Origin of the sequence: Eubacterium sp. SB2 (assembly GCF_001244405.1) — a bacterium.
Taxonomy (GTDB): Bacteria; Bacillota; Clostridia; order Lachnospirales; family Lachnospiraceae; genus Faecalicatena; species Faecalicatena contortus_B.
In genome coordinates this window covers 523391-538933 of sequence record NZ_LN865152.1, presented here as the reverse complement: position 1 = coordinate 538933, position 15543 = coordinate 523391, and the positions used below count along the sequence as shown (strand labels likewise).

The 15543-nt window shown below is 46.8% G+C and carries 14 protein-coding genes; 9 read left to right on the top strand and 5 right to left on the bottom strand.

The window, feature by feature from the left end:
• The 8 genes from hypD to trxB all read left to right on the top strand — a co-directional run bounded on the left by hypD (window position 1) and on the right by trxB (window position 9967).
• The gene (gene hypD, locus BN1938_RS09925) at window positions 1-2376 is read left to right on the top strand and encodes a trans-4-hydroxy-L-proline dehydratase (protein WP_050640431.1); all 2376 of its coding nucleotides are present in this window, start codon (window positions 1-3) and stop codon (window positions 2374-2376) included.
• Between the two features lie 81 nt (window positions 2377-2457).
• Window positions 2458-2940: an ureidoglycolate lyase gene (locus BN1938_RS09920; RefSeq protein WP_050640430.1), complete on the top strand. Its 483-nt coding sequence runs from the start codon at window positions 2458-2460 to the stop codon at window positions 2938-2940.
• A gap of 120 nt (window positions 2941-3060) precedes the next feature.
• Window positions 3061-3330, top strand: coding sequence for an acylphosphatase (locus tag BN1938_RS09915; RefSeq protein ID WP_050640429.1), 270 nt, complete (start codon window positions 3061-3063; stop codon window positions 3328-3330).
• A 60-nt stretch (window positions 3331-3390) separates the two neighbouring features.
• The gene (gene proC, locus BN1938_RS09910; RefSeq protein WP_050640428.1) at window positions 3391-4185 is read left to right on the top strand and encodes a pyrroline-5-carboxylate reductase; all 795 of its coding nucleotides are present in this window, start codon (window positions 3391-3393) and stop codon (window positions 4183-4185) included.
• A 660-nt stretch (window positions 4186-4845) separates the two neighbouring features.
• Entirely contained in the window at window positions 4846-5433 is a 588-nt protein-coding gene (locus tag BN1938_RS09905) for a TetR/AcrR family transcriptional regulator (protein WP_050640427.1), read from the top strand.
• An 11-nt stretch (window positions 5434-5444) separates the two neighbouring features.
• Window positions 5445-6140 (top strand): anaerobic ribonucleoside-triphosphate reductase activating protein, encoded by a 696-nt coding sequence (locus tag BN1938_RS09900; RefSeq protein WP_050640426.1) that lies wholly within the window; start codon window positions 5445-5447, stop codon window positions 6138-6140.
• Window positions 6141-6393: 253 nt separating this feature from the next.
• Complete coding sequence (locus BN1938_RS09895) at window positions 6394-8760, top strand: ribonucleoside triphosphate reductase (protein ID WP_050640425.1); 2367 nt, start codon at window positions 6394-6396, stop codon at window positions 8758-8760.
• Window positions 8761-9064: 304 nt separating this feature from the next.
• Window positions 9065-9967, top strand: coding sequence for a thioredoxin-disulfide reductase (gene trxB, locus BN1938_RS09890; RefSeq protein WP_050640424.1), 903 nt, complete (start codon window positions 9065-9067; stop codon window positions 9965-9967).
• A 520-nt stretch (window positions 9968-10487) separates the two neighbouring features.
• Here the strand turns inward: trxB and BN1938_RS09880 are convergent.
• The 5 genes from BN1938_RS09880 to BN1938_RS09860 form a co-directional block, all read right to left on the bottom strand.
• Window positions 10488-10988, bottom strand: coding sequence for a DUF6106 family protein (locus BN1938_RS09880; protein WP_050640422.1), 501 nt, complete (start codon window positions 10986-10988; stop codon window positions 10488-10490).
• Between the two features lies 1 nt (window position 10989).
• Window positions 10990-11898: a PucR family transcriptional regulator gene (locus tag BN1938_RS09875; RefSeq protein WP_050640421.1), complete on the bottom strand. Its 909-nt coding sequence runs from the start codon at window positions 11896-11898 to the stop codon at window positions 10990-10992.
• Window positions 11899-11985: 87 nt separating this feature from the next.
• Complete coding sequence (locus BN1938_RS09870; RefSeq protein WP_050640420.1) at window positions 11986-13098, bottom strand: ABC transporter ATP-binding protein; 1113 nt, start codon at window positions 13096-13098, stop codon at window positions 11986-11988.
• A 154-nt stretch (window positions 13099-13252) separates the two neighbouring features.
• Window positions 13253-13513 (bottom strand): helix-turn-helix domain-containing protein, encoded by a 261-nt coding sequence (locus BN1938_RS09865; protein ID WP_050640419.1) that lies wholly within the window; start codon window positions 13511-13513, stop codon window positions 13253-13255.
• A 36-nt stretch (window positions 13514-13549) separates the two neighbouring features.
• Entirely contained in the window at window positions 13550-14434 is an 885-nt protein-coding gene (locus BN1938_RS09860; RefSeq protein ID WP_050640418.1) for a hypothetical protein, read from the bottom strand.
• 214 nt (window positions 14435-14648) lie between these two features.
• Here BN1938_RS09860 and BN1938_RS09855 point away from each other — a divergent pair, with 214 nt between their 5' ends.
• On the top strand, window positions 14649-15521 hold the full coding sequence (locus BN1938_RS09855) for a DMT family transporter (RefSeq protein ID WP_174518418.1): 873 nt from the start codon (window positions 14649-14651) through the stop codon (window positions 15519-15521).
• Window positions 15522-15543: the final 22 nt, after the last annotated feature.

Here is a 15543-nt window from a genome sequence, read left to right as displayed (position 1 = left end):
ATGGAAGAAAGAGGAATGAATGCACGCATAAAGGCGCTTAGAAAGCTGAGCCTGGATACACCTGCGCATATTGATCTGGAGCGGGCGCTCAGTGAGACCGCTACCTACAAGAAATATGAGGGCGAATTGTCTGTGCCCGAGCTGCGCGGACAGGTATTAAAGGATTATTTTTCAACAAAGACGCTGTATATCGGTGAGGGTGAGCTGATTGTGGGGGAGAAAGGGGATTCCCCGCAGGCGGCGCCGACATTTCCGGAACTGTGCTGTCATACAGTGGAAGATATGCATGTCATGAACGACCGGGACCTGATTAATTTTAAGGTGAAGGAAACAGACTATAAAGTACAGGAAGAAGTTATGATTCCATACTGGGAAAAGCGTTCTATGAGGAGCCGGATTCTCCGCCAGATGACACCGGAGTGGAAAGACGCCTATGAGGCCGGCATTTTTACGGAATTTATGGAGCAGAGGGGGCCGGGACATACGGTCGGCTCTGTAAAAATTTATGAAAAAGGTTTTGTGGATTACAAAGAAGATATTCAGAATGCGATCGGCAAGCTGGATTTTATGAACGATACCGAAGCATTTGATAAGAAGAATGAACTGGAAGGCATGAAGTTGGCCTGCGATGCCATCATGATACTCGGGGAAAGATATGCTGCATATGCACGTGAACTGGCGGCAAAGGAGGAAGATGCAGGCCGCAGAGAAGAGCTTCTTCAGATTGCTGCCAACTGTGATGTAGTTCCCGCTCACAAGCCGGAGACTTACTGGCAGGCAATCCAAATGTACTGGTTTGTGCATCTTGGCGTGACGAGTGAACTGAATCCCTGGGATGCCTACAGCCCGGGACGCCTGGATCAGCATCTGAATCCGTTCTACGAAAAGGATGTGGAGTCCGGCATTCTGGATGATGACAGAGCGCTGGAACTTTTGGAGTGTCTCTGGGTTAAATTCAACAACCAGCCAGCGCCTCCCAAAGTTGGTATTACACTGAAGGAGAGCAGCACTTATACGGATTTTGCAAATCTGAATACGGGCGGCATTACACCGAACGGAGAAAATGGTGTGAATAATGTCAGCTATCTGATTCTGGACTGTATGGATGAGATGAAGCTGCTGCAGCCAAGTTCCAATGTACAGATCAGCAGAAAAACGCCTCAGAAGTTTCTGAAGCGTGCCTGCGAGATTTCCAGAAAAGGCTGGGGACAGCCCGCATTTTATAATACTGAAGCTATCGTTCAGGAGCTTCTCAACGCAGGAAAATCGCTGGAGGATGCAAGACGCGGGGGAACCAGCGGCTGTGTGGAAACGGGGGCTTTTGGAAATGAAGCTTATATTCTGACCGGATATTTTAACATACCGAAGGTGTTCGAGCTGACATTGAATAATGGGTTTGACAAGATGACCGGTAAGCAGCTGGGATTAAAGCTGGGCAATGCGGCAGATTTTGCTTCTTATGACGAGTTATTTGATGCATTTAAGAAACAGATGAAGTATTTTATTGATATCAAGATCAAGGGAAGTAATGTGATCGAAAAGATTTACGCCGAATATATGCCCGTGCCGTTTCTTTCAATTATTACGAACGACTGTATTTCCAAGGGAAGAGATTATAACGGCGGTGGTGCAAGGTACAATACGAAGTACCTGCAGGGCGTAGGTATCGGTACGATTACAGACTGTCTTTCCGCTGTGAAATATCATGTTTACGACAAAAAAACATTTACCATGGAAGAATTGATGCAGGCGTTGGATGATAACTTCGAGGGGCATGACCGAATTGCGAATCTGGTGCGCAATAAGACCCCGAAATACGGGAATGACGATGACTATGCAGATGATATTATGCGCTCTGTGTTTGAATATTACAGGAGCCAGGTAACGGGGCGTCCGAATATGCTGGGGGGGACGTACAGGATTAATATGCTGCCGACGACCTGCCATGTGTATTTCGGTGATGTGATGATGGCGAGTGCAAACGGGCGTCTGGCGCACAAACCGGTATCCGAAGGAATTTCTCCGGAGAAGGGGGCGGATACCAACGGACCGACAGCTGTCGTGAAGTCCTGCGCGAAGATGGACCACCTGCAGACAGGAGGGACACTGCTGAACCAGAAGTTCACACCAAGCGTGGTGTCGGGAGACGAGGGTCTGGAGCAGATGGCAAATCTGGTGCGCACGTATTTCAACATGGATGGACACCACATCCAGTTCAATGTAATTGACAGAGAAACCCTGATTCAGGCACAGAAGCATCCCGATGATTACAAGGACCTGATTGTGCGTGTGGCAGGCTACAGCGACCATTTCAGAAATCTGAGCAAAGCGCTGCAGGATGAGATTATTGAAAGGACGGAACAGAATTTTCACTGATAATTCGTCTGATGACAGGTTTCACTTTTGAGGATTAAGTGGTAAGATATAAGAAAAATATAAGATCCTTGGAGGTAGAAGATGAGAACAATCAAAGCACAGAAACTGACAGCGGAAGCATTTTCAAAGTATGGGGAGTTTTATAACCTGGTGGAGCCGGAGGGGAACGCTCTTGGAGCATTCTATAATGACAAAGTAGCGCTTCCTGTTTCCGGAAGGGTTCCGGTCACCTTCTCATCTCTTGTCACGGAAAAAACAGACAAGATGATCATTAATTCTGCAGAGTATCATAATTATACAGGGGAAGGGATCCTTCCGCTGGACGGAGATGTTGTGATTCATGCAGCGCCTCCGACAAAAGACCCGGTACCGCAGCTGACAGAAGCCTTTGTTGTGCCGAAGGGAACCGTGGTGAAGCTGAATACGGGCGTATGGCACCTCGCGCCGATGCCGGTGGAAGAAGATGTGGTACATGTACTGATTGTTCTGCCGGAAAGGGTTTATGCGAATGACTGCTTCGTGGTGGATTATCCGGAGGAAGACTGGATTGAGATCGAACTGTAGAATACAGCAGGCAGCCATGAATAAAAGAGAGACTGTCTGGTTTTCCGGCGCAGTCTCTTTTCCGGCTGTAAAGGGGCCTGACCTTTGTAACAGATAAGAGGAAAGTAAAAAGGTGGGAATATGTCAGAAATTAGAAAGCGCATCGTATTTTATGGCCGTGTCCAGGGCGTAGGGTTCCGTTACACCGCCAAATATCTTGCACAGTCACTGCAGCTGACCGGATGGGTGAAAAATGAATGGGACGGCACGGTAACCATGGAAATCCAGGGGCGGGAGCCAATGATAAACAAATTGCTGGTGGGGTTGAACCAGGGACATTTTATAACAATAGAATGGATGGATACGAAAGAAATTCCCCTGGAGAAAGAAAGCAGTTTCACCGTGCGGTAAAAGTGAAGGGGTCTGACCCCTTTGCCCCTGATTGACAAAAAATAAACAAGGAGGACGATTATGAAATTAGGATTTATTGGAACAGGCAACATGGCAGGCGCTATTATGGGTGGCATTATTAAAGAGGGGATTTTCAGTGCAGAAGAGATCATCGGTTCGGATGTGTTTGAACCGGGGAGAGAAAAGGCCAGATCTTTATATGGAATTAACGTAACAGCAGATAACAAGGAAGTTGTTGAGAAGTCAGAGGTGGTTGTTCTTTCTGTAAAACCGCAGTTCTATGCATCAGCAATTGAGGAAATCAAAGATTTTGTCAGAGATGACCAGATCATCATTACGATTGCGCCTGGAAAAACACTGGCCTGGCTGGAGGAACAGTTTGGCAAAAAGGTGAAAATAGTTCGTACAATGCCGAACACACCGGCAATGGTAGGAGAGGGGATGACGGCTGCCTGTCCGAATAAGTATGTGACAGAAGAGGAACTGAAGCATACAGTCAGTATCCTGAGTGCGTTTGGAAAAGTGGAAGTAGTACCGGAAAGACTGATGGATGTTGTTGTTTCAACAAGCGGAAGTTCACCGGCCTATGTCTTCATGTTTATTGAAGCAATGGCAGATGCAGCAGTTGCCGATGGCATGCCGAGGGCACAGGCATATAAGTTCGCTGCACAGGCCGTATACGGCAGCGCCAAGATGGTCCTGGAGACGGGAAAACATCCTGGAGAACTTAAAGATATGGTGTGCTCTCCTGCAGGAACTACGATAGAAGCAGTCAGAGTCTTGGAAAGGAATGGATTCAGAAGCGCGGTAATAGAGGCAATGAAAGCCTGCACTGAGATATCTAAAAATATGTGATTTTTTTACTAACAATCAGCAGCGGATGGGGACGCTCCATAAAGGGATAGCCGAAAACCTCCCGGAGAACATCCATGTCCTTTCAAAACGCGGCCGCGGACCTAAGAAATTCTAGGCGGGAAACAGCCCTGAAAATGGAGCACCACTGACACATCACGAGAAATCCCGATGATTTCTCGCGCTGGGTCAGCTGATTTTTGGATTCGGAATCCAAAAATCTCTCCATTTTCAGGGCTGTTTCCCACCAAGAATTTCTAAGGTCCACTTAGAGCGTTTTTGAAAGGACATGGATGTTCTCCGGGAGGTTTTCGGCTATCCCTTCATGGAGCTGGCGCATCCAACCGGTAGGAAAAAGCTCGTTTCTAAGGAGGGGCCTCAAACGGGGGCAGCGTATGGCATTGAATTGGCGGGACTTTTATGTCCCCAGTAGGTGTACATAAGCAAAGGGATACGGTTCCAGTATCAAAATAATTCAATACACATCTTGAAGATGAAAAGACACGCATAGCCAATCCACATCCGCTGCCCTGGTCCGGGATCCCACCCGGTTGGCGGGTTTTCCTGCCGATTGGATGAGCCAGCTTTGAGGTTTTCTTTCCACTCATTGAATTTTGTGTTAAAATAGTTATTAAGAATTCTATCAAAGAAGGGCTGGAGATTATGGCGAAATCTAAAGAAAATAAGGGTGTGAAAGCAAGGCTTGTATCCGCTGCATGGCAGCTGTTCCACGATAAGGGATATGACCATACAACGGTAGACGATATCATTGAGCTTTCGGGTACTTCCAAAGGCTCGTTTTATTACTATTTTGACACAAAGGATGAATTGCTCAGTACTTTATCTACAGTGCTGGATGATTTTTACGAAGAGCTTTCTGCGGAAATAGATCCGGATATGAATAATTACGATAAGCTTTTGTACCTGAATTACAGAGCACATTCTATGATCGAGGAGAAGATCAATATAGATCTGCTGGCGTCTTTGTATTCCACTCAGCTGACCGCTAAGGGACAGAGACACCTTCTGGACAGGAACAGAGTTTATTACCGGTTGATCACAGGTATCGTGGAGGAGGGCCAGAAAAAAGGGGAGATCCGCCAGGATAAGTCTATCAATGAGATTACCAAGTATTACTCTCTGTGTGAGCGTGCGCTGATTTCAGACTGGTGTCTGAGCAGGGGGGACTATTCACTGGGAGAATACAGCCGGGAATATATGCCGGTCATGATGGGATATTTTAAAATTTGAGGAGTAAGCAGATGAATATTCAGGGTTTGCAAAAACTGACACTTTTGGATTATCCGGAGAAAGTGGCGTGTACGATTTTTACCGCAGGGTGTAACTTCCGGTGTCCTTTTTGCCATAACGCTTCTCTGGTAACGCATGTGGATGTGAATCTTAACATACCAGAGGAAGAAGTATTTTTTTTCCTTAAGAAACGCCGGGGGGTTCTGGACGGCGTATGTATCACGGGCGGGGAGCCATTGTTACAGCCGGATATAGAGGACTTTATAAAAGAGGTAAAGGATCTGGGCTACGCGGTAAAACTGGATACTAACGGAAGCAGTGCCGCCCGTCTGAAGCGGCTTGTGGATCAGCGTCTGGTCGATTATGTGGCGATGGATATAAAAAATGCTCCGAATAAATATGGTATGACCATCGGGATCGAAGGCTATCACTTGGAGGATATTCTGCAGAGCGTGGATTTCCTGATGTCGGGTGCGGTGCCCTGCGAATTTCGTACCACGGTAGTAAGGGAATTTCATAAAAGAGAGGACTTTGCGGCTATTGGACGCTGGCTCCGGGGAGCTGAAAGATATTATCTGCAGGGATTTGTGGATTCAGGGGATTTAATCAGGCCGGGGCTGCGCGCCTATACAAAAGAGATTATGGAACAGGCGCTGGAGATTGTAAAAAGAAATATTCCCAATGCTGAACTCAGAGGGGTTGAGTGATATTTACTCCCTCAGGCAGACTGCATGGGATGATGAAACAGCGAGGGACGGACTGTGACAGCGTTAAAGGTCAGATCCTTACATAGGAAACTGTAACTATATCTAGTTGGAAACAAAAAAGTTGCATACTAGATATTGTTGTTCTTTGTTGACAAGTGAAATATATGGTGATAGAATATTTTCAGATGCCCAACTGTATCCGGTTGGGCAAAAATTATCTGACTTTGATTAGAGAAAGGGGCGACCGTACAATATGTATCAGGTTACAAAAAGAGATGGGAAGGTAGCTGACTTCAATCTTGCCAAGATAGGGGAGGCAATCAGGAAGGCATTCGAAGCCCAGGAAAAGCAATACAATCAGGACATAATCGATCTGCTGGCGCTGAAGGTTACGGCAGATTTTGAACCAAAGATTAAAAAAGGCCTGGTATCCGTGGAGGATATTCAGGACAGTGTGGAGTCCGTGCTGATAAAGGCAGGATATGCAGATGTTGCAAAAGGTTACATTTTATACAGAAAACAGAGGGAGAAGATTCGGAATCTGAATTCAACCCTGCTGGATTACAAAGAAATTGTGGACAGTTATGTGAAGATTACCGACTGGCGTGTAAAAGAGAATTCTACAGTGACCTATTCTGTCGGCGGTCTGATTCTCAGCAACTCCGGCGCGATCACAGCGAATTACTGGCTGTCTGAGATTTATGACGAGGAAGTGGGGAGAGCGCACAAGAATGCGGATATTCACATTCATGATTTGTCCATGCTTACCGGTTACTGTGCAGGATGGTCCCTGAAACAGCTGATCCAGGATGGCCTGGGCGGCATAACGGGCAGGATCACGTCGGCTCCGGCCAAGCATCTGAGCGTACTCTGCAACCAGATGGTCAACTTCCTGGGAATCATGCAGAATGAATGGGCAGGCGCGCAGGCATTTTCATCCTTTGACACCTATCTGGCGCCCTTTGTCAAGAAAGACAATCTGACATATCCGGAAGTAAAGAAATGTATCGAATCCTTTATATACGGCGTAAATATACCGTCACGCTGGGGGACCCAGGCTCCGTTCTCCAATATTACACTGGACTGGACAGTACCGGGGGATTTGGCGAACCTTCCGGCTATAGTAGGAGGCGTTCAGCAGGATTTCACCTATGGGGACTGTAAAGCAGAGATGGATATGATCAATAAGGCATTTATCGAAACGATGATCGAAGGGGATGCCGAGGGCAGAGGATTCCAGTATCCGATCCCTACGTATTCCATTACAAATGATTTTGACTGGTCTGATACAGAGAATAACCGTCTCCTTTTTGAAATGACAGCGAAGTACGGAACTCCTTATTTTTCAAATTATATAAACAGCGATATGGAACCAAGCGACGTCAGAAGTATGTGCTGCCGTCTGCGCCTGGATCTGCGTGAACTGCGCAAGAAATCCGGCGGTTTCTTCGGAAGCGGAGAGAGTACGGGTTCTATTGGCGTAGTTACGATCAACATGCCGCGTATCGCATATCTGGCAGAGGATGAGGCCGGATTCTATAAACACCTGGATAAGATGATGGATATTGCAGCAAGTTCCCTCCATACAAAGCGTGTTGTTATATCAAAGCTCATGGAGGAAGGACTGTATCCTTACACAAAGAGATATCTTGGTTCTTTTGAGAATCATTTCTCCACAATCGGGCTGATCGGCATGAATGAGGCCGGCCTGAATGCAAAATGGATCCGAAAAGACATGACAAGCGCAGAGACCCAGCAGTTTACCAAAGATGTACTGAACCATATGAGGGAAAGACTTTCTGATTATCAGGAAATGTACGGAGAGCTGTTTAACCTGGAGGCAACTCCGGCAGAGTCAACCACCTACCGTCTGGCAAAACATGATGTAGAACAGTTTCCGGATATCATTACTGCTGCTGAAGGAGATGGAACACCATATTATACAAACAGTTCGCATTTGCCGGTTGGCTATACCGAAGACGTATTTGAAGCACTTGATATTCAGGATGAGCTTCAGACACTTTATACGTCAGGGACTGTATTCCATACCTTCCTCGGAGAAAAACTTCCGGGTTGGAAAGCAGCGGCATCATTGGTTAAGAAGATCGCAGAGAACTACAAAATGCCATATTATACAATGTCACCGACCTACTCCATCTGTAAGAACCATGGATATATTTCCGGAGAACAATACAAATGCCCGCACTGCGGAGAGGAAACGGAAGTATACAGCCGTATTACGGGGTACTACCGTCCTGTAAAGAACTGGAACGATGGTAAGACACAGGAATTCAAGGATCGCAAGGTATATGATATCAGCAATTCCAAGATGAGCATACGGACACATGAGGCACAGAAGGCGGCAGAAGAAGTGGCTGTACCGGCGGGAGAAATGAAAACGCTCCTCTTTACAACCAAGACCTGTCCGAACTGTAAGATTGCAACCAGTTCTCTGGAAAAAGCAAATATAGCCTATGAGATAGTAGATGCAGAAGAAAATGAAGAACTTGTGAAGAAATACGGTGTAATGCAGGCTCCCACATTGGTTGTAGTCGGTGAGGATGGCGTGCAGAAAATGGCAAATGCTTCGAATATAAAAGCGTATGCTGAGACACACTAGTACATCATATAATAATTAACTGCCACATAAGCCGACCTAAATTTCCGATAGCAATGTTCCCCAAGCCTCAGCGTAGCCCACTACGCCTGCGTTTGTGGAGCAGCACTCTCGAAAGTTTGTCTCAGCTTATGAGTCAGTTACTTATTTTACGGTATACTAGAGTATAACAGATAAACGGCAGTGGCGGGCGGAGAGGAATCGGTATCCCCCACTGAAATGAGCTTAATCTACACATCTTTATAGGATGTAGTCGTACTCTGTGAAATTACCGGGCGTGTTATTGAAACAACAAGGAGGGTTGATTATGTATGATATCGGAATTATCGGCGGAGGTACGGCTGGCATGACTGCGGCAATATATGGACAGAGAGCCGGGAAACGTACATTAATTATTGAAAGTATGAATTTCGGAGGGCAGATTACTTCTTCCCACAATGTAGAGAATTACCCCGGGATTGCCAGTGTAAGCGGAAGCGAATTTTCTATGAATCTGCTGGATCAGGCGATGAAGTTGGGAACAGAGACCGTGATGGAACAGGTTACGGGTATCCGGGATGAGGACGGCTTAAAGATCATAGAGACTGCAGGAAAAGAATACCCGTGCAGAACCGTGATTATCGCCACAGGAGTTACGCACCGGCACTTAGGGCTGGAAAAAGAGATCCAGCTCACCGGCGCAGGCATATCTTACTGTGCTACCTGTGACGGAGCATTTTTCAAAGGCCGTGATGTTGCGGTCATTGGAGGCGGAAATACGGCGCTTCAGGATGCGGAATTTCTTTCCAACTACTGTAAAAAGGTATATCTGGTACACAGAAGAGACGAATTCCGCGGTGACAGCAGCCTGGTAGACGCACTGAAGGCAAGAGATAACGTAGAATTTGTGCTTAGTGCCACAGTAAAAGATATTATAGGCGAAACCATGGTAGAGGGTCTGACCCTGAACAATAAAAAGACCGGCGAAGATTTCAACATAGAAGTCGCCGGAGTATTTGTGGCAATCGGACAGATCCCCCAGAACCAGGTTTTTGCCGAATTTGTAAAACTGGATGCAGATGGATTCATACTGGCGTCTGAGGACTGCATGACCTCCCGTCCAGGTGTGTTCGCAGCAGGAGACTGCCGTACAAAAGAAGTGCGCCAGCTCACAACAGCAGCGGCAGATGGGGCGGTAGCGGCTTTAGCGGCTTGTAAGTATTTGGTTTGATGGTCTGTCCGCCTGCCTTGGATGTTGTATGCGGCGCAGGATGGGATGTCTTCCGGTGTTTTTGGATACCGGAAGACATCCCATCCCACCCCGCATACAACATCCAAGACAGGCTGGGTGCATCCTGGCGGTAGAAGCCGTTGGCAAGAAAGGTTCCGTGCAGCAATTAAATATACACCGCACACCGTTACAGGAAGCTCCTTCTTATTTGGAATATTTATCTGCCGATTGGTTGAACCGAGCTGTATGGGGGCGCGGCAGGGCTCTTTGGGATGCTCTTTTGCGGTGTTACAGCCGCTTCATCAAAAGGAAAGCCAGCATATGAACTTTTTACAGGGCCACAAGCCCTGTAAAAAAGCCGACTCAAGCGGGAATGCATCCGGCATTCCCGTGTTTGTCGGCGGTGTTCATATATGCTGGCTTTCCTTTTGATTAGCGGCTGTTACACCGCAAAAGAGCATCCCAAAGAGCCCTGCCGCGCCCCCATACAGCGCCCCCCTTCTATCCAATTCCGTCCGTCTCAATCCAAATAAAGCTTCATCCCCATCCAGGATTTCATGTGGTTTAGCATGGTTTCGTCTGGTTCTATGATGATGCATGTGTTTTTCTGGTTCAGCTGGATCATGATGGAGTAAGCTTTTGCGTTGGCATCCTGTGAGGAAAAATCAAGGGTCTTTTCCGGGTTCTGGGAGTTCAAACGCGGTGAACCCTTTGGCGCTATAATTTCGGCCTGCTGGATGTCAAATGTGAGCAGTTTTTTTCTCTTGGATTTGCTGTAGATGGCATCTACTTCCATATCATGGTTCAGCAGTGTGTATTCGTATTCCACGCTTAGCTTAGGGAAGACAAAATAGTATGCCAGGAAAGCGAGTACGACTGTGATGATTACCCCCAGAAAACCGATGAACATCATGGAAAACACGAGGATCAGGGCGAGGGCCGCGATGATGAGGATACGGATTATGGTATCCAGCGGTCGGGATTTGCGGGCTACAAGTTGTTCGTAAAAAGCGTCATTCATATCAGGAGTTCCTTTCTGTTTGTAAATAGTTAATGACCATGGTGGCAATTTTGAAGGTCATGGCATCCTCGAATCTGCGGATGTCCAGGCCTGTCCTTTTTTCAATCTGTTCCAGCCGGTAGATGAGGGTGTTTCTGTGCATATGCAGCTGTCTGGATGTCTCGGCTATGTTCAGGTTATTTTGGAAAAACTTGTTGATAGTGGATGTTGTCTCCTCATCAAATGCGTCCGGAATATCGCTTCCAAAAATCTCTTTCAGAAAATTTTCACACAAGCTTACCGGCAGCTGGTAGATCAGTCTTCCAATACCCAGCTGATCGTGCGGAAATACGGTCTGCTCGGAATAAAACAACTTACCGACACGCAGCGCCAGGCTGGTTTCCTTAAAAGCGCCGGGCAGTTCCATGAGCGTGCTGATACATCCACTGTAGGCAACCTGCACGTGTGTCAGCGCCTCCATGTTCAGTGTGTCGACGATCATGTGTGCAATCCGGCTGATGTCGCCATCGGTGTCCGAGGACTTCCTTGGGCGTAGTATCACAAGGTTCTTTTCACCCATGGAAACAAGGTTAGTTTTGGCCTGTGAAGGAAACAAATTCTTAAGAATCTCTATGACAGTGTCATCCAGGGTATTTTTGGTTTCCACCAGAAATAAAGTCCTCTGAGATTCCGGATCGATGTGGAGACGGACGGCCCGCTCGTAGATGTCATACGCCGGAATGCTATCCGTCATCAGGCTTTGCAGGAAATGGTTCTTGTTGTACTTTTCCCTGTATGCCTGGGTGAGACAGCGGACTTGCGTCAGCGCATTTTCAAGCTCTTCCGGCGTGTCTGCGCGGACTTCGAGCGTCATGCCGGTTATTCTTTTCAGTTCGGACAAAGCTTTTACAAGCTCTGGTGTGTTCTCCATAATCATCCCTCGTATAGATAGAATTGAAGAGGCTGCACTTTTATAGTACAGCCCCTCTCTTAATTATTATAATATTATTCTAAAGCATTAGTTGGAAATCGTCAACTCTGTATCTTTATCGAATACGTGAATCTTTTCCATATCCAGTGCAAATACAGCATCATCACCGTTTCTCAGTGTTGTGCGCGGATTAACGCGGGCTGTCATCTGAGTGCCTTCTACGTCAAAATACAGATATACTTCTGCGCCGAGCAGCTCGTATACTTTAATTTTGGATTTGATTACGCTGTCAGGTGAGCTTGCGATAAATGCCTCTGAGTCATGTACGTCCTCCGGACGGATGCCGAGAACTACTGTCTTACCATTATAACCGCCATCGATCAGAGCTTTTTTCTTGGAAGCAGGTACCTTGAGCACATGCTCGCCAACGGTCAGTGTAACATCACTGCCTGCAACATTTACAACTGCATCCATAAAGTTCATCTGCGGAGAACCGATAAATCCGGCAACAAACAGGTTGCAAGGTGTATTGTAAAGATTCTGAGGTGTATCTACCTGCTGAACAACGCCGTCTTTCATAACAACGATTCTGGTTCCCAGTGTCATGGCCTCTGTCTGGTCATGTGTTACGTAGATGATTGTAGCTTTCAGATTTTCATGAAGCTTGGAAATCTCGATACGCATCTGAACTCTCAGTTTAGCATCCAGGTTGGAGAGCGGCTCATCCATCAGGAATACCTTAGGATTACGAACGATAGCACGTCCCATGGCAACACGCTGTCTCTGGCCGCCTGACAGAGCCTTTGGCTTACGGTCGAGTAATTTTTCCAGGTCAAGGATTCTGGCAGCCTCACGAACTTTCTTGTCAATCTCGTCTTTCGGCATCTTACGAAGCTTCAGACCGAACGCCATGTTATCGTATACAGTCATATGCGGATACAGAGCGTAGTTCTGGAATACCATCGCGATATCGCGGTCTTTAGGCTCAACGTCATTCATAACTTTTCCGTCGATTTCCAGAGTACCTCCTGAAATATCTTCCAGACCTGCGATCATACGAAGTGTTGTAGACTTTCCGCATCCTGATGGTCCTACGAAGATGATAAATTCTCTATCATCAATCTCAAGGTTGAAATCTTTTACTGCCTGAAATCCATTTGGATATACTTTCTGAATTCCCTTTAATGATAAACTTGCCATTTGTATAGCCTCCTTAAAATATTGTTTCGTTGTATTTTAGATTAAAACAGCATTGCCTTGCTTTCTGAATTCAGTATAATAAAGAAACCCCGAATGGACAATATCACGAGTAACCAAAAAAATTTAAAAAATGTGTACATTTCGACCATAGGCATTAAATCCGGTCCAGCTGTTCCTTTATTTCAGGGATGGAAAGCCCCTGCAGGCGCAAGTCCCGGATGCGTTCGATCTGTCTAACTGCATTTTCGCGGGGAAAGCGGCGGGTCAGGTTCTCCTCAGCCTGCTCGAAGGGCAGCATGCCTTCCTCGGTATAATACTTCAGGGTGCTGTAACGCGCACCGGTGATACGGACGAGTTCACCGATGGAGACGTATTCAGATGCAAGTATAGTTTCCATAGAACGTTGTCTTGACATTAGAATCTCTCCTTACTTTTCTTAATGTACGGGCTGCTACATGACATAACGACGCAGACGGACGCCCTGGATGGGGGCCTTAACCACGATCTGTGTGGGAATGCACTCATAATGGAAATTATCCACTTTCAGGAGCGGCACGGTGCCGGCGCGCAGGACATGCACCTCGTGCCCCTTCTCTTCCAGCCGGCGGATGACACATTCCAGCCGCTTATCATTGCCCGAGAACCAGGCGTCTGCCTCAATGAAGATGGACTGGGAGCGCTCGAAAAACGGGCAGGCGAACAGAAGTCCGGTTCCAAAGGGCGTTGTAAAAATATCCTCCTTTTTCTTCAGAAACTTTTGGCTGAAGGCTTCAAACGCGTGACGGGTCTGGATGGGGAATAATTGCTTTGCCAAGGGCGACTCCAGATACAGCTGGTTGATCCGTGTGGCAAGGTAACCCTGCTCCGCGCGGGTAAAGAGATCATAAAAGCATCCGCTTTCGCGCAGCAGCCAAAACAGGCAGATGACATCGTCGGTAACATTACCGTCTTCCATAAGTTCCGCGCGCATGCCCTCCGTTTGTCGTGTGTATTCCTCCACATTGCTGCAGTATTCAAAAATATTAACTCCGGCAGTTACATAAAATAAATCACAGGCCAGAAGATTAGGAATTTCGGTCAGCAGATTCTTTTCAGCCAGTATAGCCTTGATCTCTTTTTCGGTCTGTTTGAGTGTACGGGAAGAACCATCTGCAGCAGATTTTAATTCCTGTTCCAGAGCATCCTGGTCCGGCCAGACAGCATCCAAATACTTTTCTAAAATCTCCGCTGCTGCGATAGAGCGCAGGGCGGCTTTTTTAGCTGTCGTCATATGCAGACTGTCCTGTGCGTTAAGAGCAATAAGGGCAAAACGTTCTTGTAAAGTTAATTCTGACATAAGAACCCTCCTTTTTTATCGTGTATTAAGTTACTACTTATTACTTACTACTTACGATTTAAATATACAACAAAAACAGTGAAAATGCAAGAAAAAGTTCAAAGGGGTCAGACCCCTTTGAAGCCGGTGCGGTTTATGCTATACTATATTTTGTTTGATAACATAGTCGGTGGTGCGATCTAATAGATCGAGAAAGATATAAGGAAAGGCGGAAATGGGGATGGAAAGCCGGAGGAATGGTCTTGCATCGATACATATTGCAGTGCTTTTATTCGGCCTGGCAGGTCTTTTTGCGAAGTGGGTGGATCTGCCGGCAGTGATTATCGTACTGGGGAGGGTCATATTCTCCTCTTTGTTTTTGTGGTTTTTGCTGAAGATAAAAAAGGAACGTCTGCGTCTCTTATCGGGCAGGGATTACCTGCTGATGATTACGGCGGGGATTGTATTGGCTGTACACTGGACCACTTTTATGCAGTCCATACAGACATCTACGGTAGCCATTGGGACACTGACATTCTCTACGTTTCCGTTATTCGTAACGTTTTTGGAACCGGTTCTTTTTCGGGAAAAGATACGGCTTTCCAGTGTGGTTTCTGCAGTTATTATGCTGTGCGGGGTTTTGTTTATCGTACCGGAATTCCAGCTGGGAAATACCATGACGCAGGGCGTAGTCTGGGGGATGACCGGCAGTTTGTCCTATGCGGTATTATCGTTAATGAACCGGAAGTTCATGGAGAAATATACGAGCAGCCTTACGGCATTCTATGAACAGGCCACGGCAGGCATCGTATTGCTTCCTTCCGTCTTTTTGCTGAAACCCGCGGTTAATGGGAAAGATATTCTGGTGCTTCTTCTGCTGGGAGTAGTATTCACGGCCGTGGCACATACTATGTATATTGACGGACTGGGAACGGTGAAAGTGCAGACGGCAGGTATTATATCCGGTCTGGAATCGGTCTACGGCATATTGGCGGCATTTTTGTTTCTGGGAGAAAAGCCGGGGATAAAAGAGCTTGCCGGCGGTGTGATCATACTTGGCGTGGTATTTTATTCTACGTTTGCATCAGCCGGGCGCCGGACAAAGTAACGGCAGAACAACATGAGCTTGA